Source organism: Steroidobacter sp., assembly GCF_036402275.1.
Taxonomy (GTDB): domain Bacteria; phylum Pseudomonadota; class Gammaproteobacteria; order Steroidobacterales; family Steroidobacteraceae; genus Steroidobacter.
This window is the reverse complement of sequence record NZ_DASWTF010000005.1, coordinates 72,476-91,070: the sequence shown is the minus strand read 5'-3', so window position 1 is coordinate 91,070 and position 18,595 is coordinate 72,476. Positions and strand designations below refer to the sequence as shown.

Here is an 18,595-nt window from a genome sequence, read left to right as displayed (position 1 = left end):
TGGCTAGGTCGGACGCGGTCGGCGCATTTATTCGCTCGCGTCGCTCCGCGACCGGCGGGCATAAAAATCCGCGACGAAGGCCTCGAAGCGATGCTCCTCGATGGCAGCGCGCATGGACTGCATCAGGGACAGGTAGAAGTGCAGATTATGAATGCTGCCGAGCCGGGCGGCCAGAATTTCGCCGCAGCGATCCAGGTGTCGCAAATAAGCACGGCTGTAATTCGTGCAGGTGTAACACGAACATGCTTCATCGAGCGGCCGGGTGTCGGTCTCGTATTGAGCATTGCGGATCCGCACGACACCGGTACTCGTGAACAAGTGCCCGTTGCGTGCATTCCGCGTCGGCATCACGCAATCGAACATGTCCACGCCCCGGCGCACCGCTTCGACCAGATCCTCCGGCGTGCCCACACCCATCAGGTAGCGCGGCCGGTCGGTCGGTAGATGCGGAATGATGCCGTCGAGCATGCGCTCGCGCTCCTCTTTCGGCTCGCCTACCGCCAGACCGCCGACGGCGTAGCCATCGAAACCGATCTGCTGCAAGCCCGCCGCCGACTCCTGGCGCAGCGCTGTGTACATGCCGCCCTGGACGATGCCGAACAGCGCGTTGGGATTCTGCAGCCGATCGAACTCGGCGCGACTGCGCAGCGCCCAGCGCAAGGACAGCTCCATCGAGCGGCGCGCTTCGGCTTCCGTCGCCGGATACGGCGTGCACTCGTCGAAGATCATCACTACGTCAGAATCCAGATCGCGCTGGACCTGCATCGACCGCTCTGGCGTCAACAGCACGGCGTCGCCGTTGATGGGCGAACGGAAGTTCACGCCCTCTTCGGTGATCTTGCGCATGGTCGCCAGGCTGAACACCTGGAAGCCGCCGGAATCGGTGAGGATCGGCTTTTCCCAATGCATAAACCGATGCAAGCCGTCGTGAGCACGGATCACGGGCATGCCGGGGCGAAGCATCAGATGAAAAGTGTTGCCGAGGACGATCTGCGCGCCCATGCCGACGAGCTCTTCCGGCGTCATCGCTTTCACGGTTCCGTATGTGCCCACGGGCATGAAGATGGGCGTCTCGACCACGCCGCGCGGAAACGTCAAACGACCGCGACGAGCGCCGCCGTCGGTTGTGAGCAGATCGAACTTCATCGCCATGAGCTAGCGGCGCTCCAGAAACATTGCATCACCGTAACTGAAAAAACGATAGCGTTGCGCGACGGCGTGCCGGTACGCGGCCATGACTTCGTCGAAGCCACCGAAGGCGCTCACCAGCATCAATAAGGTCGACTCCGGCAAATGGAAGTTCGTGAGCAACGCGTCGATGACACGGAAGTCATAGCCCGGCGTGATGAACAAACGCGTCTCGCCTTCATAGGGCTGTAACGTTCCGGACTGCACTGCCGATTCGAGCGTGCGCACGACCGTCGTTCCTACCGCGACCACTCGTCCGCCGCGCGCCTTGGTTGCAGCGATCGACTCGCATGCCTGAGGGCTCACGCTGATGCGCTCGGCGTGCATGCGGTGCTGTTGCAAATCATCGACGCGAACGTTTTGAAACGTGCCGGCGCCGACATGCAAGGTCACAAACGTCGTCTCGATGCCCTTGCTCCGGCAACGAGCGAGAGTCTCGTCATCGAAGTGCAACCCGGCTGTCGGCGCGGCGACCGCGCCCGGCTCGCGTGCGTAAATCGTTTGATAGCGCGTGGCGTCGTCTGCTTCGGCGTTACGCTCTATATAAGGCGGCAACGGCATCGCGCCGTACTGCTCGAAGAAAGCGAGCGGCTCGGCGCTCAGCTGCAGCTCGAACAGATCGTCGTGTCGCTGAATGAAGCGCGCTTCGACACCGCCGGGCAGCGCGACCGGCGCTTCGGGCCGCAACGGCTTGCTGGCGTGGACATGCGCGAGGATCCGATTTCCATCGAGCACCCGCTCGAGCAGGATTTCCACCTGCCCACCCGTCGGCTTCACCCCATGCACACGTGCGGGGATGACTCGGGTGTCGTTGAAAACCAGCAGGTCGCCGGCGCGCAGCAGCTCCGGAAAGTCGGTGAATTTCAGGTCCTGCAGTGGCGCTGCCTTCGGGACGTGCAGCAGCCGGCCGCCCGCCCGGTGAAGCGGTGGATGTTGAGCAATCAGGTCGACCGGGAGGTCGTAAGCGAAGTCGGTGCGCCGCATGCGGCGCGCAAGGTAGCAGAAGAGCGCCGCCGGCGCAGAAGCGCCGGCGGCTGAATCGGGGCGCCGTCGCGCCCCTAGAGGGGAATCAGGCCGGCTCGTCCATGATGCTGATGACCCGCTCCGGCCCACCCGGCGGGGGCGGCGGCACCGGCATCGCGCCGGGCGCGGGGCGGATCACGAAGTCCGTGAAGCCCCGTTCCGGCCCCTCGAACTCCTCGTGGAACATGAAGGGCTCGGTGCGCCCCGCGGACGGCTCGTCCGGGACGGTGATGTCGAACGACATCTTCTTTTTCTGGCGCAACACGTTCAGTGTCAGCTTCTCTCCGGCCTGATAGGAGCCGAGGATGCGGAACGCATGCGACGGACTCGACGGCGTGCGCCCGTCGATGTCGACGATGACGTCACCGTCCTCCAGCTTGAAGCGGCTGTCCGCCGGAGCGCGCACCACCAACAGCCCTTTCTCGGTCCCGAAGTACTGCCCGAGCTTGGGCGTCAGGGGCACCAGTTCAGCCGAACCGAATACACCGGCGGCGCGCAGCGCCACCAGCGGCGGAAACGGGAATCCGGGCGCGGCGAATTTTCCGCGCACTGCTGCTACGGACGGTACGGCGAACAGGCGATCCGCCGCCTGCGCCGTCACCGTCGCGGTCGCGACCTTGTTGTCTCGGCGATAGCGCAGCTTCACTTTCTCGCCCGGCTTCACATTCCCCATTTCCTGCATGAGGACCTCGCGCGCAGACAGGTCTTCGGTGCGCTTGAGTTGCTTCTCACCGATCGCCAATAAGACGTCGCCTGCCTTCAATCCCGCGCTTTCAGCCGCGCCACCCGGACTGACGCTGACCACCGCGACTCCTTCTGGCAGATCTTCGCCGCGCGGACCCAGATTGATACCCAACATCGCACGCGGCGAGCTGAAGCCGGTGATGTGCCGAATCGCCGGCACTGCATGGTCGGACATGGACATGCTCAGCTCCGCCACTTCGCGCGCGGCGACGTCGAGCCTGCGCCGGGCGTCTTCGAGCTTCTTCTCGATCTCAGCCTGCGATTCCGCGGACTTCTTTTCCACTTCGGCTGCGGTAACCGACGCCGTCGCGACCGCCGCTGCAACGGCGACTAACGCGACGTGCAGTCCCGCACGCAACCTACCGTTCATAACCTGTACTCCCATGTTTAAAACCAGAGCGCGCCGGCCTCGGCGTATCGGACCTTCACCAGCGAATCCATCAATTCCACCCGCTCGCGCCACAACTGGCGCGACTGTTCCTGGCTCAACGTCCCTTCGGGGACGTTCGTGATCTGGAAATCCAGCCACTGAATGCGTTGCTCGATGGTGTCGATGGTCGCGGCCGTGGACACGCGTTCGATCCGCGGACGCTCCGGCAACTTCCGCAGCAGCTGCTCGAGCTCCTGCGACTGCGCGACCAGCTCATCGACGTGCGGAATCACCTGCTCCACCGGCGTCTCCGCGTTGACCAGCTCGGAGGCCGCTCCAGTGCTGCGCCGATCCGCATGACTCGCGATCAGGGCGATGACTGAAACCGTGATCAGTGCGGCGGCCGCAGCCGCTAGCCCGACCTTGCGCGGCCGCAGCCCATGACTGCGCTCCGGAATCGCGTCGCGGATCCGCTCCCACGCGCCTTCGGCTGGTTCCAGCTGCGGCAGCGACTGCATCTCGGCGCGGACCGCGGACAGGCGCTCCAATTCGCCCGTGCAGATCGGGCATGCCCTGACATGCGTGGACACTTCCGCCGGGACCGGCTCACCGTCCCGAAGACCTAACAAGTGCTCGATGCGTGCGTGCATGACGATGATCCCGCCGGTTGCTCCAGTAGCTCGCGCAAGCGGACATGCGCCCGCGCCAACTGCGACTTCGAAAAACTCGCCGTGCGTCCAAGCAGGCGTCCAATCTCCGCGTGTGTGTAACCTTCCACGTCGTGCAGCCACACGACGCTGCGCGTGAGCGCGGGCAACATGGCCAACGCCCGCTCCACATCCGCGCTCGCCATCGCCTGCGCATCCGGATGCGAGGCCCCGTCCAGCAACACCACCGGCGTCGCCGACTCCTCGTCGTTGTCCAGGTACAGAAGGCTCCGGTGCCACGGCGAACGCAGGTACATCAAGCACTTGCTCACCGCGATACTGCGCACCCACCCGCCGAACGCCCCCTCGCCCGTGTAAGCGCGGATGTTCCGCAGCACCTCGACAAAGGTCTCTTGGAACAGCTCGTCGGCAATGGCCGCCCGCACCACCAGGCGGCGGATCAGGGTGTAGATAGGCCGGCGACAGGCCAGATAAATGGCCTCGTGGGCCCGCGGCTCGCCCGCCTGGGCAGCCCGGACCACTTCAGCGGCGACCTCGATACCCTGAAAGTGCGACATCGGCTGGTTTGATGCGCCGGCCGGTAAAAAGGTCGCAAAAAAAGACGTTGCGGCCGGCCAACGACATTCCGCTATAATCGCCGCCCTTCGCTTCCCCGGGCCGGTGTGGCGGAACTGGTAGACGCAGCGGACTCAAAATCCGCCGCCCTTAAAAGCGTGTGGGTTCGATTCCCTCCACCGGCACCAGCGCAATGCTGCCTATAAAAACAATTAGTTAGATATGGCAGCGTCAGGCATACGGCGCCTTGAGGAACCTGCGGCGGCAACTGCTGCTGACGCACGCGGTCGCTGATTCCCTTTTATGGATTTCCGTTGGAAGTCTTCGCCGGCGAAGGCAGCTCATTCTCGTCCAGCTCGTACGTCACGACCTTAGGACAGCTTGCGACGGCGTCCGAAGTACAGCTCCTGCCGATGAGGAGCCGCTCGCCGGACATCGCCCACTTCGCTCCCGACACATCGATGCGCAGCTCTTGCTTGCAAGTCTGCGTTGAGTAGAAGACCAGCTCATCGGCCGAACCGCTGTACTCCTGCACCATCAACACCCGCCCGCTGCTGCTGAGATGCACCGAGCTGCGTACCCAGACGCCGCCATCGACATCGCAGCGGCCATCGCCAGCTTGAATGGTCAGCGGCGGCTCCGGGAAGACCTCGACGTCCGCGCGCCCGTTATAGTTTTCAAAATGAACTTTGACTCGGCCCTGACCGCCGACGAAATTCTTCGTCGAGTCCGGACTGCTCGGAGCGATGTCCAGGCGCCGATATTCGGCGCCGCAGGCTGCAAGAGGCATCATCAGCAAAACAAACGAGGCGCAACGAATCTGCGCGAACCGGTGGCCCGCGAACCTCCCGTCGTGCACGCCGGGCTCCGGCGAAATCATGGCTGCAGTCATAGTGGGCCCCGTCATTGGTTGCCTTCGTGGGTATGCATGATCCGCTATCGGTTGCGATGGAGCTGCGTGGCGGGCGTCACTATAAGCGTTCGCTGTCCCTTGCGAAGGTTCGAAATCAGGGAACTGAAACGACATCAGAAAGAAGTGAAGCGGCTGGATGTGTCGCAGCATCGAATCCAATACAGCTCGCAACTACACCGCTCGAAGTTGCTGGAGTCAGCGCACGCATTTGACTCGTGGGCGGTGAATGAGATGCCTATTCAGCGATTCCCAGTCCACTCAAGAATGCATCAATCCGCCGCTCGAAACTTGGGCGGTCGTAATCGATGAGCGCCATACGCTGGGCCGGGACAATACCTTGAAATACAAGAGCGAGTAACATCGTTCTCATTTTGTTCTTCATCTATAGGCGCGCCGTTGTTGAGCCGCATGCATCTCGCGCGCCGACTCGCACAATTTGCGCGCGCTCGCAATCCGTCTGCCGATGGAAGCTCTAGCCGCCGACCTGTCTTAGCCAATCGCGAATGTTCATGGCCACTCGCTCGACATCGCCCATCTTGAGTTGACCGCTATGCATGATCACATTTCGAGAACGTTCAAGGCTTCGAAAGATCTCCCGTGCCCATTCGACACTCGGGATAAGCTCCTTGAAGGCGATGTGATTGTTCTGGATGATCGATGCCAGATCCCCAAGTTGAACATATGAAAGTGGCGAGGTTCCGCGAGCTCCGTGCCACCGAATCTGCTCTTCGTCCTTTTTCCGCTTCTCGGCTTGGGTCCGGATCTCGTTCGAAACAACAGAGTCCCACCAATCCTCTCCAACCTTTTCTAGCAGCCGCTCTCCCACAAAAACACGCACCGAATTCTCAAAGGCGGCTATAGCGACATAGATCCATGCCATCTTTCGAGCAGCAAGCACGAGACCATCGTCTATTGACTCCAGCGGCATGCGCCTACGCACGTCCTCTTCGGGCTCGTTCGGATCGTTATCAGATGAAGGGATCGATCGGCGCAGCGATTCTTCTGCTAAGACGCCTCTGTAGACGAAGGAATATAGGTCGAGTTGTCCACTCATTTGAGCAAGTGCTCCTTTGCGCTTCTGAATATCGCGTCATAGATCGCTTGATCTCGCACCGCGGGCAGTACAATCTCGATTCTGTAGACCAGTGTAGGTCCACCGCCGCTCTCCTGGCTTATAAGCCGCTCGCGATCTCTGCCTCCATTGTCACGGCTGCTTTCAGTGAGCGAGATGGTTGAATCCGCCACCGGATGTTCTTCGGAAACATCTTCAGCGCGCGCCTGCTCATTTGATGCACCACTGAAATCCGCAAGCTTGACCAACTCCATGAAGGTCCTGGTGACGTTTCCGAGAACTGCAGGGGACAACTTGCCTTCGGCGAGGCTCTTAATCTTTCCTGAAATCTGTTCCTTCGGAAGTGTGTGCGCATTCCGATTGACGCGAAACAGATCTGGATAGGCGTCCTTAATTCCTTCCGATAGAACTTGCTTCCACTGCGTGTCATCAAGGAAGGAGTGATAGCGAGCGGTCGGCTTCCCACCCTCGTCCAGAAACTTCATGGCCTTCAACAACGGTATGAACAGCCGATCGTTGGTACTGGTGAACCCCAGTTCCTCGACGAAACGCAAGGCCACTTTCTCAGGTGCTTGCGCGTGACGTAATGCCTCCAGGAACCTCGCCAAATTCTTTACCGAGACCAGATACACCGGTTGCATTGCCATTCCATGCCCTCGTTGTTGTAGTTGCTTCTGATCAGCCAGATTCTGCGTCTAGTCGGCACTAACGCCACCGACGCCGCCATCACGCGCGCGAGACGACCAGCAGAATGAGAATCACAAGCCCAGCGGCTGCCATCAATCATGTGCGTCCTCATACGTGACACTCCTAGAGATCGTCCAGATGGCGACCCACGAACTCGGCCGATTGTAGCCATGCTTGCGCGGGTTGCCCGGTATCGGGCGACCGATACCAAGCCGCTCCAAAGATCTTTTGCATGTTCCACTCCCACGCAACCTGTCGCCCCTTGACGAAATGCTGCTGGGTGGTCGGGAATATCCGAAATGTCTTGGATGTTCCGCCAGGGGCGTGCGTTTCCAAGATTATCCCTTTCACATTGGGTATTGGCGTTCTCAGTTCGGCGTCAGAAAATAGGTCGGTGTGTGGCGCAAAGACAATGTTGATTTCACGCGGCAGGGCTTGAAGAGCTTTGAGGATCGTCAACCCAGAATCCACTGCACGAAGAATGTCGGCATCAGTGCCTTCTCCCCCATGTATCAAGCGATTTCTAGCCTCCCAGAAATGCTTCAACGAGCTTGTCACGTGTTTCGGTAATCCGAACTGCTTGTCCAATTCCGCGATCGCTTGGGACAAAGGGACGAACTTGCGGCCTTCCAGATGCCCTGTGCTCGCCAGAAGCTGACGGGCCAGCTTTTCAAGCTCGCTTGCAAGAAGGATGAGCGCAGCCTTGGGTGACCGTCCAGCTTCTGAAACGATCTTTGACACCGCACCTTCTTCGACAACCGCCTCCTCTTGTGTCTCTCTGGCAACCGGATCTGGCGGAGGGAGCGCGGCCACTTCTTGCTCAACCGATGCCGCAGATTGATCGAGCCGCTTCAACGACGCGTCCAACTCAATCTCTTGGCCTAACAACTTTCCTTTCTTGAGGCGCCGCGCGAGGTCAGCAATCTGCGGCCGGAAGACAAACAGCGCTGTAAACGCAAAGAGCGGCCACAGTAGTGCAGCGATCGCCTGGAGTAGCGTTGCGACTTCGTTCACTTGTACTCCATTGCCCAACGCCGCCGCTGTGGCGTGAACGCCGGCGCATCGCCGGCGCGAGTCAAAACCACCTGCCTTTTATGCACCCATCCACCTTCTGGATCTTTGACCGTGGCTGCCTGCTTCAGCCCGCCTACGGCGCCTCTCGGCGGTCTCCTCGTCTTGCTTCTTCAGTTCCTCAGCGGAGACTGTATCCACCGGCATCGCCAGGGGCACTTTGAAGCTGATCCTATTTGTCGCGGTACTCGAAGCGGTGGACTGTCCGCCTGTGCCTAAGTTCAAGAAGCCCGCTACGTTCAATCTCGCTCTGCCGTCAGTCTCAGTTCCTTCGACCACCGACACGGTCACATCGAAATGGACGAGGAAAATATTCTGACCGGACGTGAGAACACCGAAGTGTGACTTCTCGGCCTCCTGCTTTCCGGCACGATGCGCGGGATTGACGAATCCGCCAGCCTCCCTGACTTCAAGCTGCGCCGCCTCCACGCCGGACACGATTTGCGAGAGCGTCTCTCGAATGAATTCTTTTAGTTCCATTGCCCCTCCTATGCATAGCGACAGCATTGCCGTGCGCCCGCTGGGCGTCGCGCGCAAGCGTTTTGTTAGCGGCGGTCACAGCTTACCGCGATACTCGATGGGTGCTTTGTCTAGGCCAATATCCTGACGTATTGCATTTATCATCGCGATGGCAAGCGTCCGGACCTTTGTCCATTCATAGGGCTCACTTCCGTTCCATATCATCATCAAATGATCAACGACGGCATCGAAGGAGTCCATCACCGCCTGCGGAGCGAGCATGGCCATGTATCCGTAGGCTTTCATTCTGCCTCTGTTGAATCGGTCATAGCGCGTCTGTGCATCAGGGGACAGTTTCCCATCTAGATAGGTACGGTCGAAGTCTCCGAGGATTTCGGAGACAAGATCAATGACGGACCGGTAAATGGCGATCTTTTCCTGGACTTCGCGCAAGTGAGATGTCGTAGCGATATCCAGCCGCCGCTTTACTAACTCAATCTCGTTGGACGTCTTGGTATGAAGTTGCGCACGCAATTGTTCGAGTTCCGCGTCGTGCTTCGCGCGCTCAGCCTGCATCAATCTATCCGCCCAGACGCGACCCAGCCAGTTGGACATGGCAAAGATCAGTAGAGCCCCGCCACCCAAGGAAGCGATGACCACAGAACCGACTTCTAATGCGTCTCTGATTTCCATGTCTCTCTTGCTGTCTAAAGCCGCCGCCGTGCCGCGAGCACCCGAGCCTCAGCGGTGCGAATCGGAACGACCCCCGGCCGAGCTTATCGTGGTCACTTGTGAGCCCGACTAATCTTTGGAATGAGGTTCTGAGCGGCGGCTTGATATCGCTGGGGCAGGCGTTTCAGACTCTCCGTGGCATGGGTCACATCGTCAGCGGACAGCGAGGTCTTTGGGTTTCCGAGAAGTTTTTGAATCTCATCCAGAATATCGCCGACTTGGTAGTGATCGGAGTGATTTTTGACCGATAGATCTAAAAGATCACAGTACTCATAAATGGCCCAAGCGTAGCGCTCGTTCTTTGCAGCCTCCTCGGCGTTCTGTTTTGTTCGTTCGTATTGCAACTCAAGCACATCATTTACTAAGTCTGCAATGTCGCTGGAATGCTTCTGCAGTTTCGGATCTAGCGATTTCGCGACTGCTGCTTGAATCTCCTTCTGTCTTTCAGAAAGTGCCTCAACTAGCCTCTTTGCGGATGCGTCAGCTTCGGCCTTTATCATCGCAGTAAGTTCGGCGTGCAGGGCCTTATTTTCTTGTCGAAGCGATGTGATGTCTCGTTCGTACGAAGCTTTACTGCTATACCAGTTGAAGGCGGCCAGGCCGAGCGCCATTGCGAGCACCGCCCCCAAAGACCACTGTACCATTGAAACGAACTGGTCCTGATAATCTTGAATCGTTGCAAGTTGCACCTTTAGGACCTGCAGCTCTTCCGTTGCATGGCTGACCACCGGAGCGACGGAAGTGTCGACCTGCGCGGCAATAGATACGGGCACCATCACCAGTGCAACGAGCAGAAGAACTTTTCTCACATTGTCTCCCAAGCCCCAGCGCCGGCCATCACGCGCGTGCGCCTGCGCACGCGTGGATTACCTTGTTGGGCGCCGTTAGTTGCATACCTGCTCCCAGACACCGTCAATACAACGCCCAATGCGGCAACCAAGCGCAGGCAGTGGCTTGAGACCACAAGAGAGCCCGGGATTCCGGTCGCAGATTTGCTCCCAAACACCGTCGACACAGCGGCCAACGCGACACCCCAGGGCAGGAAGGGGTTTAAGACCGCAGGACAGTGCGGGATTCTGATCGCAGATCTGTTCCCAAGCTCCGTTTACGCAACGACCGATGCGGCATCCCAAGTTTGGGAGAGGTTTCAAACCACAGGTCAGGTTCTGGCCGTTAGCGAGACTAACGGTACCCCCAATGATGAACACCGCCAAGACGAAGACTGAACTCCTCATAGCCCCCCATTTCTATATTTCTGCTACTTTTCGGTCATTCGACTTGCAGCAAGCTGGAGGTCGGCAGCGTGGTCTTGCAAACGCTTCGCAAGGGTGAGCATTTCCTCTTTCGGGAATGCCTCACCAGCATTGGCTCTGCTTTGCAGATTCGCTGCAAGATGAAATAGCGATGTTGCAGTTTCCTCGACTACCGCCCGTGGCTTCTCCTCGCTCATCTCAACACCTACGGTATTCTCAAGTCGAATTCGGATATAGACGACCGAAGTGACGTAATTCACGCCGACCCGCGGTGCCTCTATTGTAAGTATTGTCGCGTAGAACACGATCTTATAGATAGCAAAGCCCAGGATAGGGAGCTTCCCGTAAGCTCGACCGAATCGTCAAGACTTCCGCAGCGTGATGCTGTGCCAGCGATTCAGAGCTGCAAATGCCCATGGGCTCAGGAAGCGGATTCCTCAAACGCCGCGCGCATAAACGCTCGTGACATAACGCCCGCGCCGTCGCCGCGACCCTCTAAATACGTTGCCCCTCTCGCCTCTCGCTCGCTATAACGTCTTCGCGAAGCCCGCATGCGCTCATGTGCGAATGCATATAACGAGCCAAGTGACTTTGAATGCCGGCGCGATAGCACACTCTTCTATAAACACCACTCGCCTGTTCTAATCCCGAGACGGCGCCATCGACGCGCGTCAAAAGATAACGCAGTCCCCTGACTTCCAGTAGTGTCGAGCACTTTCAGCGCTGCCAGAGCTCGCTCGATCTGCACCGGTCGCACAGCTCGCGGTCGCCGCCCTTAGTACCTGAAATCACACGCACGGACCCGCGTTCCTGTAACTCACGCTGCCACCGAGCCAGCGTTTCCCGAATACGTCGCTGGACAGCGGTTCGGAGAAGAAAAGCGACAGCGCCCGAGTGATGCGTCAGGACCACAGGTCGTTGGCTGCGCAGCTCTGCCTGGTCGGAAGCTGCTTTGGGGATGCCTGCAACGCAGACGGATTACGACGATGCCCGCGTCGTCAGGGAATATTCGCTCGACCCGAGCAATGCGCCGGCGCTAAACAATCTGCAAAATATCGATACCAAGTCCGCGCGTTCGATGTCCGCCTAGTTCCAATGAGAGCTGCGAGCCAGATATGTCGCAACGAACGCCGCCGGTTATTGCGCAGCTCTTGCACTCGACCATTACGGCACAATCGAGGCGACGCCGTCGATTCTTTTCCTTGGACAACCTTCTTGAGGCGCGCTAGCGAGCCGCGCGATCGGCGTGAACCATTACGGCTCGGCATCGCCAGCGGGTAGATAACTCGCCGGACATCGAGCAACTACGCGGCCGCTGTGATCAACGACGCTACGAGCCATTAGGCAGGCCGACAACCGACCGGCGGAGATCTCTGAATGGCGAGTTGCAATGCTGCATAGTTCGCGAGCCTCGCGCATGCGGCGAGGTGGCGCGGCGATGTGGACTTCCAAGGAAGGGAACGTTTTCGCGAGCTCGCGGAGTAGCGGCACTTGATCGCTGTCCGCCGTCACGAGCACCGCTCGCTCCATGAAACCGGCATGCGCATCGCTCAGCACGCGCACTGCTATTGCGACATCGGTTTGTTTCTCTTCGTAGAAATCGCAGTACCGCTCATAACCGTTGCAGTATTTGTTCGTTCTCAGGAATTTGGACTCGACCACCGCAACGTCGTGGGCGATAAGCGCATTGATGTATTCACGGTGCCTCTGAAGCTTCTGCGGATTCCAGACCATTCGAGCCGTGAAATACGTCACACCGGCCAGCGTGTCCTCCTTCTCAAGAAACGAGATCGCCAGTTCCCGAAGGTTGAGCCATTTGAGCTGCGGGCGGTGTAGGCCATTGATGGCGTGATACAAGTTGAATCCGTCGACGTAAAACGAAACCGTTGCCATGGTCTGGTAATTCCCGAATGTGGGGCTATAATTAAGCCGTCATCCCGCTGGGCTGCGGACGGCGGAAAAAGGGGCTAAACCTTCGGGTGGGCCCCTTTCCTTTTTCTGGGGTTGTGCCTTGGGAACGTTGTCGCCGCGGCCCGACCCCAGCGTCGGGACGGCCCTTCATTGACCGCCTTCAATTCGGTCCCTCACCCTCAGTTCTGCTTTTGAATCTCTTGGAAGTGCCGCACGATGCGCGCGCATACCGCGGAGACAAGCGCGCGAACAACCGCGAGAGCATCTGCTAAGTCGCCATCGCCGTCGTTGTCGTACTCAGCCCCGCATTCAATGCACGGGATTACCGCTGATGCCTTCTGAAGCTCTCTGACTTCCGCGCGAATGCGCACTGCATGCACCGCGGCAGTCATGGAGTACCGCCTTGCGTGGCGATCGTCAGCAAAGTAAAGGCCGCAAGGATCATTCCGGAGTGGACGAGTTCCGAGCGCGCTTCCGATAGTCGCCGGGCGACTGTCCCGTCACTTCCTTGAAGGCGGCATAGAACGCCGACTGCGATCGAAATCCGGTGTCGATGCTGATGGACAGAATGGATTGCGAAGGTGCCGAGACCAGCAGCGATTTCGCAGCCTCCACGCGACACTCCCGGACATAACGCGAGAACCCCATGCCCAGCCGCGTGTTCACCAGCTCCGACAGCTGATGACCGGAAATGCCCAGTTCCTCCGCCAGTGAGGCAAGACTGAGTCCCTCGTTCTGGTACGCCTTGGCGACGACCATGGTCTCGTGCAGCTTCTTCAGGCAAGCATCCACATCGATGCCGCCCAAGGTCGAAGTGCCATATCGGGCGCGCGCCGCTTCGGACAAGTCGCCAATCAAGGTCGGATTGGCAATCAGCGCCACGATCATGATCGCCAGGCCCACGGCAATGGCGCTGCTGTAAAAGTGATAGAAAAACGCATCGTCCATGAACGGCAATGCAAAGCCGAGAATCAACACCAGCACCGCCAGCGCTGCCATGACGATGAAATAAAAGAACTCGAATCGGAACTGCTTGCGCTGCGCCCGCAGCCCATAGACGAAGGACCCGAGCCAGATCGAGTACCCCGCGCCGAACGACAACAGCACAGGCAGCGCAATCTCGATCGGAGCGACGAACAGCAACACGACCGGCAGCAGATGAAACAGCGCCACGGGACGGAACGGCTCGGTGGGCTGCAGGGCCCAGCGGCCGAAGAAAAAGAACGACGCCGGCAGCGCGAACAAGGCGAGCCGGTACACGAACTCGTCCAGCGGGGGCGTTCCCCCCATGAAGTACCGCAGCTGGTAGCTCTGAACGACGGCCAGTCCGAGCAACAACGAGGCGCACCAGACGATGGAGTGGGGCGACTTGCCCGGCACGTCGACGAAGCACGCGTAGATCAGCAAGAGCAATAGCGCGCTCACTACGGAGAAGCCGGCGATAGCGATGCTGATCGTGTCCATGTTGGCCTGAGCGTCGAGATGCACTATTTTGCATTCTAAAAGGTAAAGGACTGCTGCATGAATCCTCCTGCTCGCTCGCTGTCCCTGCTGGCTGTGTTCGCCCTGCTGCTCACCCCGACACTGCCCACCGTCGCAGAGACACCGAAGATCGACGCCACAGAGACGCTAGCCCTGATGGAAAAGGCTGCCGACTGGCAGCTCGCTCACCTCGAACCCGTCGACACCATCAAGGTATTTCGGGAGGAAACGCGCAGCCCGCGAAGTTGAAAACGCTGCAGAAGCCGGACGGCTATTGGCCGAGCTCGCTGCTCGGCCCCGAAAATTCACCGCCGGAGTCCAGCGGCACGGGCTTCTTCGTGTATGGACTCGCGTGGGGCATCAACGCAGGTCTGCTCGATCGCGACACCTACGAGCCCACGGTCGCGCGCGGATGGCACGCGCTCGAAGCAGCCGTCGATCCCGACGGTCGCCTCGGCTGGGTCCAACAAGTGAGCGATCGGCCGGAGGAAGTGTCGAAGTCGGACACTCAGTTCTACGGCGTCGGCGCGCTGCTGCTCGCGGGCTCGGCCGTGTACGACCTCTACAAGTGAGCGAAGTGACCGCTAACTTCGGTATTGCAATCACAACAGGAGCACACGACCGGTCTCGGGCACGCAAAACAGCCTTGCACCCGACAGGACGAATGTGCACCATGCCCAGCGACGGATACGCAGCTGCCGGCTACGCTTCGCGAGACTTCAGGGAGGTTTCAACATTGCCCCTGAGAGGTGAGGTGATCCGTGCGACCCGATTCCATCGCTCCCGTCCCTTCCCAGAATGAATTGTCCGACGAGGACTTGTCGTTAATCGAAGCGCCGATACGTGCGCGCCGGCCGAGCTCACAGCTGATATCGCGCCGGGCCCTGCCCCCTTTCGAAACGTTGCGAGCCTTCGACGCCATCGCCCGGCTGGGCGGCGTGCGTAAGGCGGCTCAGTACTTGTGCCGTGACCACGCTGTCATCAGTCGCCATTTGCGCGCAATCGAAACCTGGACTGGTACTAAGTTGATCCAGCGAACCGCCGCTGGCAGCGTCCTGACCGAAGATGGCGTGCGCTATCACCGTGACATCGCGAACGCGTTGGACATCATCGCCCGCGCCACCGTTGACTTGATCAAACGTGGCGACACTCGGATTGCCAGCGAGCCACCGGAAGCAGCGACCTCGGGCAACTGAGGTCACTGCTCGGCCCAGGATTTCTCCCAATCGATATCGTTGGGCGGCCGATTGGCTTCCCAGAAGAACTTGCCGCGCGGCCGGTCGTAGTTGCCGATCTCGTTCATGGTGCTGGAGTCATACAGACGTCCATTGACCATGGTATAGCGCACGCTGTTGCTGTTGAGGATGTCCTCCAGCGGGTTCTTGTCGAGCACGATGAGGTCGGCGAGCTTGCCTGTCTCGAGCGAGCCGAGCTGCTTGTCGAAACCTAACGTCTTCGCGCCGTTCAAGGTCGCCGTGCGCAGCACGTTCATGTTGCTCATGCCCCCTTGAGCGAGCAGCCACATTTCCCAATGCAGGGCCAGGCCGACGACGTGGCCGTGCGAGCCCGCGTTCACGATGACGCCCGCGTCGTCCAGCTGCTTCACGGAACGGGATACGGAACGGAATCCGATATCCCACAGCTCGTCCGCGACGTTGATGGATGTCATCGCACGCACATGAGGTGGCGCGTAGTGCGGCGTGCTCAGCGGACTGTAACCGCTGGTCACGACCTGCACGAACGTGCGCACCTTCGAATCCTCCCACACACGCTGGTTCTCGTAGATGAAGTTCTCACCCAGCAACTCGCCGTTGAGCATGATCAGCGTCGGCGTGTGCGGCGTCTGGCCGTGCTTGAACAGTTGCACGACGTCGTCGTAATAATTCGCCACCGGCAGGTTGTGCTGCTGGTTGGTGTTGCCGTCGAGGATCGCGGTGAGATCGACATAGAAGTTGCTCTCGCCTTCCACGTCCACCATGACGCCTGCCTGGCGACCCGCTTTGATAAGCATTTGCCGCTGGCTTCGCATCGGCTGCCGGTAGCTCTTCACGATGGTGCCGCCGAGCGCCCGCTTGCGCGCCATGAAATCCTGCGCGTCCTGGTAGCTGAAAATGGGAACGTAGCCGCTGTCCACTTTCGCGATGCGCCCGAAGGCGATCAGGCCCGACTCGATGGAACGCGGGCCGACCATGTCACCGGTCAACGTCATTTCTGTCTGTGTGTACGACGGCAGTTCCAGACTGTATGGGTCGTAGTTCGTCGTCACGCCGAACGCCAGGTCGGCGTAACGCGCGGACTGTCGCTGCGGCATCAAGCCGGATGAGGTGTAATAACAATTGTTGATGTGACCGTGCATGTCGAAGAGACCGGGCATCACAGTTTTGCCGCTGACATCGATCACCTTCGCGCCTGCTGGAACCGTGACTGCATCCACTGAACCGACAGCTACGATGCGATTGCCACGCACGACCACGGTGCCGCGCTCGATCACCTGCTCGCCCGCCATCGTGATGACGCGCCCGTTGGTGAATGCCACGTCTCCCGATGGAGAATCGACGGGCGCTTCCAATCCAACAGCGAGTCGTTGCAACTGCGGCTTCGTATTCTCGACCGGCGCAGTGACCAACTGATCGCCCACAGCCCAATGCAAGCGCCTCGAATCAGCTGACCACACCAGCGCATATCCGCCGATGTCGCTGAGGCGCGTGACCGGATTGGCGCTGTCAGCGTCCACCGTGAGCGTCACTGGCACGCCGGTCTCTCGATATCGAGTCACGTAGTACTGCTGTCGATGGCGGAACGCGATCCATTTCAGATCGGGGCTGACACGCGGTTCGGAAGTGTCCGCATCCAAGGTCTTGGCGTGAATGCGCTTGTCGAAGCCGTCGAGGTTGACGCTCTCGAGCGTCGCCACCATCGCGTGATCGATGTAGTTCTTGGTCGAGTAATAGATGCGCTGCCCATCGGGTGAAAACATGGGTGCTTCGCCGGGCGGCGCGACGTAGTGAGCGTCACCGCCTTTCGCATCGATCCAATACAGACCAACGCGCGCTTCGCGGCCGCCGAGACAGCGATCGCCCTCATCGATCGTGAACACGATGCGACTGCCATCCGACGAGAACGACGGCGTACGCAATACGCCCGCACTGCTATAGATAGCCTTCGGCGTGCCGCTGCGAGAGTCGACCACCATGAGCCGGCTGCCGCTCTCATCGTTCCAATCCACATAGGCGATCCGGCGGCCATCTCGGGAGAACGCCGGCTCGAACTCGAATGTGCTTGCACGTGTCAGGCGAGTTGGCTTGCCCTCACCTTCCTTGCGCCACAGGCGACCGAGCGCATTGAAGACGACGATGCGGTCATCGGGAGAATACGCGAGCTGTCGAATCGCGCGCACAGTGATCGACTTCGGCGCGAGGTCGTGAGTGAACCGCAGCGCCTGCGTGATCTTGTGACGGGAGCGAACATTGAAGGGAATCTGCTTCGCCGCGCCCGTATCCATGTCGATGTTCCAGAGCTTGCCCTTGCCCCAGATGGCGACATGACGATTATCGGGGAACCAGCCGTACCCCGGATAATAACCATCGATCCAGCTGTAATCGGCCTGCTCGTCTCGATCCAGCCCGTCGAACACCGGCAGCTCCTTGCCGGTGGCGAAGTCATAAACGAACAGCACCGTTTTCTCACGCACGCGACGCACGAAGGCGATGCGCTGATCGTTGGGTGACAACTGCGGCGCGATGGCACTACCGAAGCCGCGAATCAGTTGCTGCGTTTCGCCGCTGGCGAGATCCCGGCGCATGACGGCGAGGTTGCTGTGATTCGCGTCGACATAGGCGCGGGATGGAGATGCCGGAGTGACCTTCTCCGTGAAATAGAGATAGCGACCGTCGCGCGAGAACTGTGGCTCGTTGACCGGCTCATCGTTGGTCGGGGCCGGCACCAGCACTCGCCCACTACCGCCCTGTGGATCGTAGATGCGCAACTCGGCGGCGTGATGTTTGTCCTCGGTCGCGAACTGGAGAGCCCCCGCGATCAACGTGCCATCGCCATTCCAAGCGGGCGTGCTCAGCAGCCTAACTGTCTCATGCGTCGCTTGATGCGCGTTCGAACCGTCGGAGTTCGAGATCCAGAAGTTATCGCTGCCGCCGCCGTCGCTGATGTAGAGCAACTGTCGGCCATCCGGGCTGAATCGCGGATTGCGTTGCATGGCGGCTCCGCCATGAAGCAGCTTCGCTTCGCCACCCGAGGCGGGCATCACATAGATGTCTCCGAGCAGATCGAACGCAAGCATGCGGCCGTCGGGACTGACGGTGACGCTCATCCAGGTGCCTTCGTTCACCTCGAACTCAACGTCGTAGGAAGGCTGGCCGGTGTTCTCTACGTTCCAATTGGAGTGCGCGGCCGCCGACGTCGTAAGTCCTGAGAGCACCACCCATGCAACCGCGCTGATTCCAGTTCTCATCG

20 protein-coding genes, 1 tRNA gene and 1 pseudogene are annotated in these 18,595 nt (G+C 59.8%); 5 read left to right on the top strand and 17 right to left on the bottom strand.

Going from position 1 to position 18,595, the window contains the following annotated elements; translation table 11 throughout:
- Positions 1-27: 27 nt before the first annotated feature.
- The 5 genes from tgt to VGD45_RS01970 all read right to left on the bottom strand — a co-directional run bounded on the left by tgt (position 28) and on the right by VGD45_RS01970 (position 4,550).
- The gene (tgt, locus tag VGD45_RS01990; RefSeq protein WP_331153645.1) at positions 28-1,146 is read right to left on the bottom strand and encodes a tRNA guanosine(34) transglycosylase Tgt; all 1,119 of its coding nucleotides are present in this window, start codon (positions 1,144-1,146) and stop codon (positions 28-30) included.
- A gap of 9 nt (positions 1,147-1,155) precedes the next feature.
- Entirely contained in the window at positions 1,156-2,172 is a 1,017-nt protein-coding gene (gene queA / locus VGD45_RS01985; protein WP_331153586.1) for a tRNA preQ1(34) S-adenosylmethionine ribosyltransferase-isomerase QueA, read from the bottom strand.
- Between the two features lie 85 nt (positions 2,173-2,257).
- Positions 2,258-3,325, bottom strand: coding sequence for a PDZ domain-containing protein (locus VGD45_RS01980; protein WP_331153585.1), 1,068 nt, complete (start codon positions 3,323-3,325; stop codon positions 2,258-2,260).
- A 17-nt stretch (positions 3,326-3,342) separates the two neighbouring features.
- A complete protein-coding gene (locus VGD45_RS01975; RefSeq protein ID WP_331153584.1) occupies positions 3,343-3,975 on the bottom strand; it encodes a hypothetical protein in 633 nt (210 codons plus the stop codon).
- On the bottom strand, positions 3,948-4,550 hold the full coding sequence (locus tag VGD45_RS01970; RefSeq protein WP_331153583.1) for an RNA polymerase sigma factor: 603 nt from the start codon (positions 4,548-4,550) through the stop codon (positions 3,948-3,950). The genes VGD45_RS01975 and VGD45_RS01970 overlap by 28 nt, the downstream gene beginning before the upstream one ends.
- 99 nt (positions 4,551-4,649) lie before the next feature.
- On the opposite strand from VGD45_RS01970, the gene VGD45_RS01965 reads away from it, so the two are divergent.
- A tRNA-Leu gene (locus tag VGD45_RS01965) sits at positions 4,650-4,736 on the top strand.
- Between the two features lie 113 nt (positions 4,737-4,849).
- Here VGD45_RS01965 and VGD45_RS01960 read toward each other — a convergent pair.
- From VGD45_RS01960 to VGD45_RS01925, 8 genes are all read right to left on the bottom strand, one after another.
- Positions 4,850-5,440 carry a hypothetical protein gene (locus tag VGD45_RS01960; protein WP_331153582.1) on the bottom strand — a complete coding sequence of 197 codons (591 nt, stop codon included), beginning with the start codon at positions 5,438-5,440 and terminating at the stop codon, positions 4,850-4,852.
- Positions 5,441-5,933: 493 nt separating this feature from the next.
- Positions 5,934-6,515 (bottom strand): Swt1 family HEPN domain-containing protein, encoded by a 582-nt coding sequence (locus VGD45_RS01955; protein ID WP_331153581.1) that lies wholly within the window; start codon positions 6,513-6,515, stop codon positions 5,934-5,936.
- Positions 6,512-7,180 carry a DUF5343 domain-containing protein gene (locus VGD45_RS01950; protein WP_331153580.1) on the bottom strand — a complete coding sequence of 223 codons (669 nt, stop codon included), beginning with the start codon at positions 7,178-7,180 and terminating at the stop codon, positions 6,512-6,514. Before VGD45_RS01950 ends, VGD45_RS01955 begins: the two co-directional genes overlap by 4 nt.
- A 163-nt stretch (positions 7,181-7,343) precedes the next feature.
- A complete protein-coding gene (locus VGD45_RS01945) occupies positions 7,344-8,234 on the bottom strand; it encodes a hypothetical protein (protein WP_331153579.1) in 891 nt (296 codons plus the stop codon).
- A 78-nt stretch (positions 8,235-8,312) separates the two neighbouring features.
- Positions 8,313-8,771 (bottom strand): hypothetical protein, encoded by a 459-nt coding sequence (locus VGD45_RS01940; protein ID WP_331153578.1) that lies wholly within the window; start codon positions 8,769-8,771, stop codon positions 8,313-8,315.
- Positions 8,772-8,846: 75 nt separating this feature from the next.
- Positions 8,847-9,443 carry a hypothetical protein gene (locus tag VGD45_RS01935; RefSeq protein ID WP_331153577.1) on the bottom strand — a complete coding sequence of 199 codons (597 nt, stop codon included), beginning with the start codon at positions 9,441-9,443 and terminating at the stop codon, positions 8,847-8,849.
- Positions 9,444-9,535: 92 nt separating this feature from the next.
- Complete coding sequence (locus VGD45_RS01930; protein WP_331153576.1) at positions 9,536-10,291, bottom strand: hypothetical protein; 756 nt, start codon at positions 10,289-10,291, stop codon at positions 9,536-9,538.
- A gap of 449 nt (positions 10,292-10,740) precedes the next feature.
- Positions 10,741-10,995, bottom strand: a complete 255-nt coding sequence (locus VGD45_RS01925) for a hypothetical protein (RefSeq protein ID WP_331153575.1) — start codon at positions 10,993-10,995, stop codon at positions 10,741-10,743.
- Between the two features lie 698 nt (positions 10,996-11,693).
- Here VGD45_RS01925 and VGD45_RS01920 point away from each other — a divergent pair.
- Positions 11,694-11,825 (top strand): hypothetical protein, encoded by a 132-nt coding sequence (locus tag VGD45_RS01920; protein ID WP_331153574.1) that lies wholly within the window; start codon positions 11,694-11,696, stop codon positions 11,823-11,825.
- A gap of 164 nt (positions 11,826-11,989) precedes the next feature.
- Here the strand turns inward: VGD45_RS01920 and VGD45_RS01915 are convergent, their stop codons facing one another.
- The 3 genes from VGD45_RS01915 to VGD45_RS01905 form a co-directional block, all read right to left on the bottom strand.
- On the bottom strand, positions 11,990-12,628 hold the full coding sequence (locus VGD45_RS01915) for an NYN domain-containing protein (protein ID WP_331153573.1): 639 nt from the start codon (positions 12,626-12,628) through the stop codon (positions 11,990-11,992).
- A gap of 197 nt (positions 12,629-12,825) precedes the next feature.
- The gene (locus VGD45_RS01910) at positions 12,826-13,038 is read right to left on the bottom strand and encodes a hypothetical protein (protein ID WP_331153572.1); all 213 of its coding nucleotides are present in this window, start codon (positions 13,036-13,038) and stop codon (positions 12,826-12,828) included.
- Between the two features lie 49 nt (positions 13,039-13,087).
- Positions 13,088-14,134, bottom strand: coding sequence for a helix-turn-helix domain-containing protein (locus tag VGD45_RS01905; RefSeq protein WP_331153571.1), 1,047 nt, complete (start codon positions 14,132-14,134; stop codon positions 13,088-13,090).
- A gap of 33 nt (positions 14,135-14,167) precedes the next feature.
- Between VGD45_RS01905 and VGD45_RS01900 the strand changes: the two genes are divergently transcribed.
- The 3 genes and pseudogenes from VGD45_RS01900 to VGD45_RS01890 all read left to right on the top strand — a co-directional run bounded on the left by VGD45_RS01900 (position 14,168) and on the right by VGD45_RS01890 (position 15,324).
- The gene (locus VGD45_RS01900) at positions 14,168-14,377 is read left to right on the top strand and encodes a hypothetical protein (protein WP_331153570.1); all 210 of its coding nucleotides are present in this window, start codon (positions 14,168-14,170) and stop codon (positions 14,375-14,377) included.
- Positions 14,368-14,700 (top strand): annotated as a pseudogene (locus tag VGD45_RS01895) (glycoside hydrolase family 88 protein); the annotation flags it as partial. The gene VGD45_RS01900 and the pseudogene VGD45_RS01895, both read left to right, overlap by 10 nt.
- Positions 14,701-14,889: 189 nt before the next feature.
- Entirely contained in the window at positions 14,890-15,324 is a 435-nt protein-coding gene (locus tag VGD45_RS01890) for a LysR family transcriptional regulator (RefSeq protein WP_331153568.1), read from the top strand.
- A gap of 2 nt (positions 15,325-15,326) precedes the next feature.
- Here the strand turns inward: VGD45_RS01890 and VGD45_RS01885 are convergent, their stop codons facing one another.
- Entirely contained in the window at positions 15,327-18,593 is a 3,267-nt protein-coding gene (locus VGD45_RS01885; RefSeq protein ID WP_331153567.1) for an amidohydrolase family protein, read from the bottom strand.
- Between the last annotated feature and the right edge of the window lie 2 nt (positions 18,594-18,595).

Bases quoted from the DNA above. Each gene is read 5' to 3' on its own strand.
- tgt (WP_331153645.1), bottom strand. From the start codon at position 1,146: ATGAAGTTCGATCTGCTCACAACCGACGGCGGCGCTCGTCGCGGTCGT.
- queA (WP_331153586.1), bottom strand. From the start codon at position 2,172: ATGCGGCGCACCGACTTCGCTTACGACCTCCCGGTCGACCTGATTGCT.
- VGD45_RS01980 (WP_331153585.1), bottom strand. From the start codon at position 3,325: ATGAACGGTAGGTTGCGTGCGGGACTGCACGTCGCGTTAGTCGCCGTT.
- VGD45_RS01975 (WP_331153584.1), bottom strand. From the start codon at position 3,975: ATGCACGCACGCATCGAGCACTTGTTAGGTCTTCGGGACGGTGAGCCG.
- VGD45_RS01970 (WP_331153583.1), bottom strand. From the start codon at position 4,550: ATGTCGCACTTTCAGGGTATCGAGGTCGCCGCTGAAGTGGTCCGGGCT.
- VGD45_RS01960 (WP_331153582.1), bottom strand. From the start codon at position 5,440: ATGACTGCAGCCATGATTTCGCCGGAGCCCGGCGTGCACGACGGGAGG.
- VGD45_RS01955 (WP_331153581.1), bottom strand. From the start codon at position 6,515: ATGAGTGGACAACTCGACCTATATTCCTTCGTCTACAGAGGCGTCTTA.
- VGD45_RS01950 (WP_331153580.1), bottom strand. From the start codon at position 7,180: ATGGCAATGCAACCGGTGTATCTGGTCTCGGTAAAGAATTTGGCGAGG.
- VGD45_RS01940 (WP_331153578.1), bottom strand. From the start codon at position 8,771: ATGGAACTAAAAGAATTCATTCGAGAGACGCTCTCGCAAATCGTGTCC.
- VGD45_RS01935 (WP_331153577.1), bottom strand. From the start codon at position 9,443: ATGGAAATCAGAGACGCATTAGAAGTCGGTTCTGTGGTCATCGCTTCC.
- VGD45_RS01920 (WP_331153574.1), top strand. From the start codon at position 11,694: ATGCCTGCAACGCAGACGGATTACGACGATGCCCGCGTCGTCAGGGAA.
- VGD45_RS01915 (WP_331153573.1), bottom strand. From the start codon at position 12,628: ATGGCAACGGTTTCGTTTTACGTCGACGGATTCAACTTGTATCACGCC.
- VGD45_RS01910 (WP_331153572.1), bottom strand. From the start codon at position 13,038: ATGACTGCCGCGGTGCATGCAGTGCGCATTCGCGCGGAAGTCAGAGAG.
- VGD45_RS01900 (WP_331153570.1), top strand. From the start codon at position 14,168: ATGAATCCTCCTGCTCGCTCGCTGTCCCTGCTGGCTGTGTTCGCCCTG.
- VGD45_RS01885 (WP_331153567.1), bottom strand. From the start codon at position 18,593: ATGAGAACTGGAATCAGCGCGGTTGCATGGGTGGTGCTCTCAGGACTT.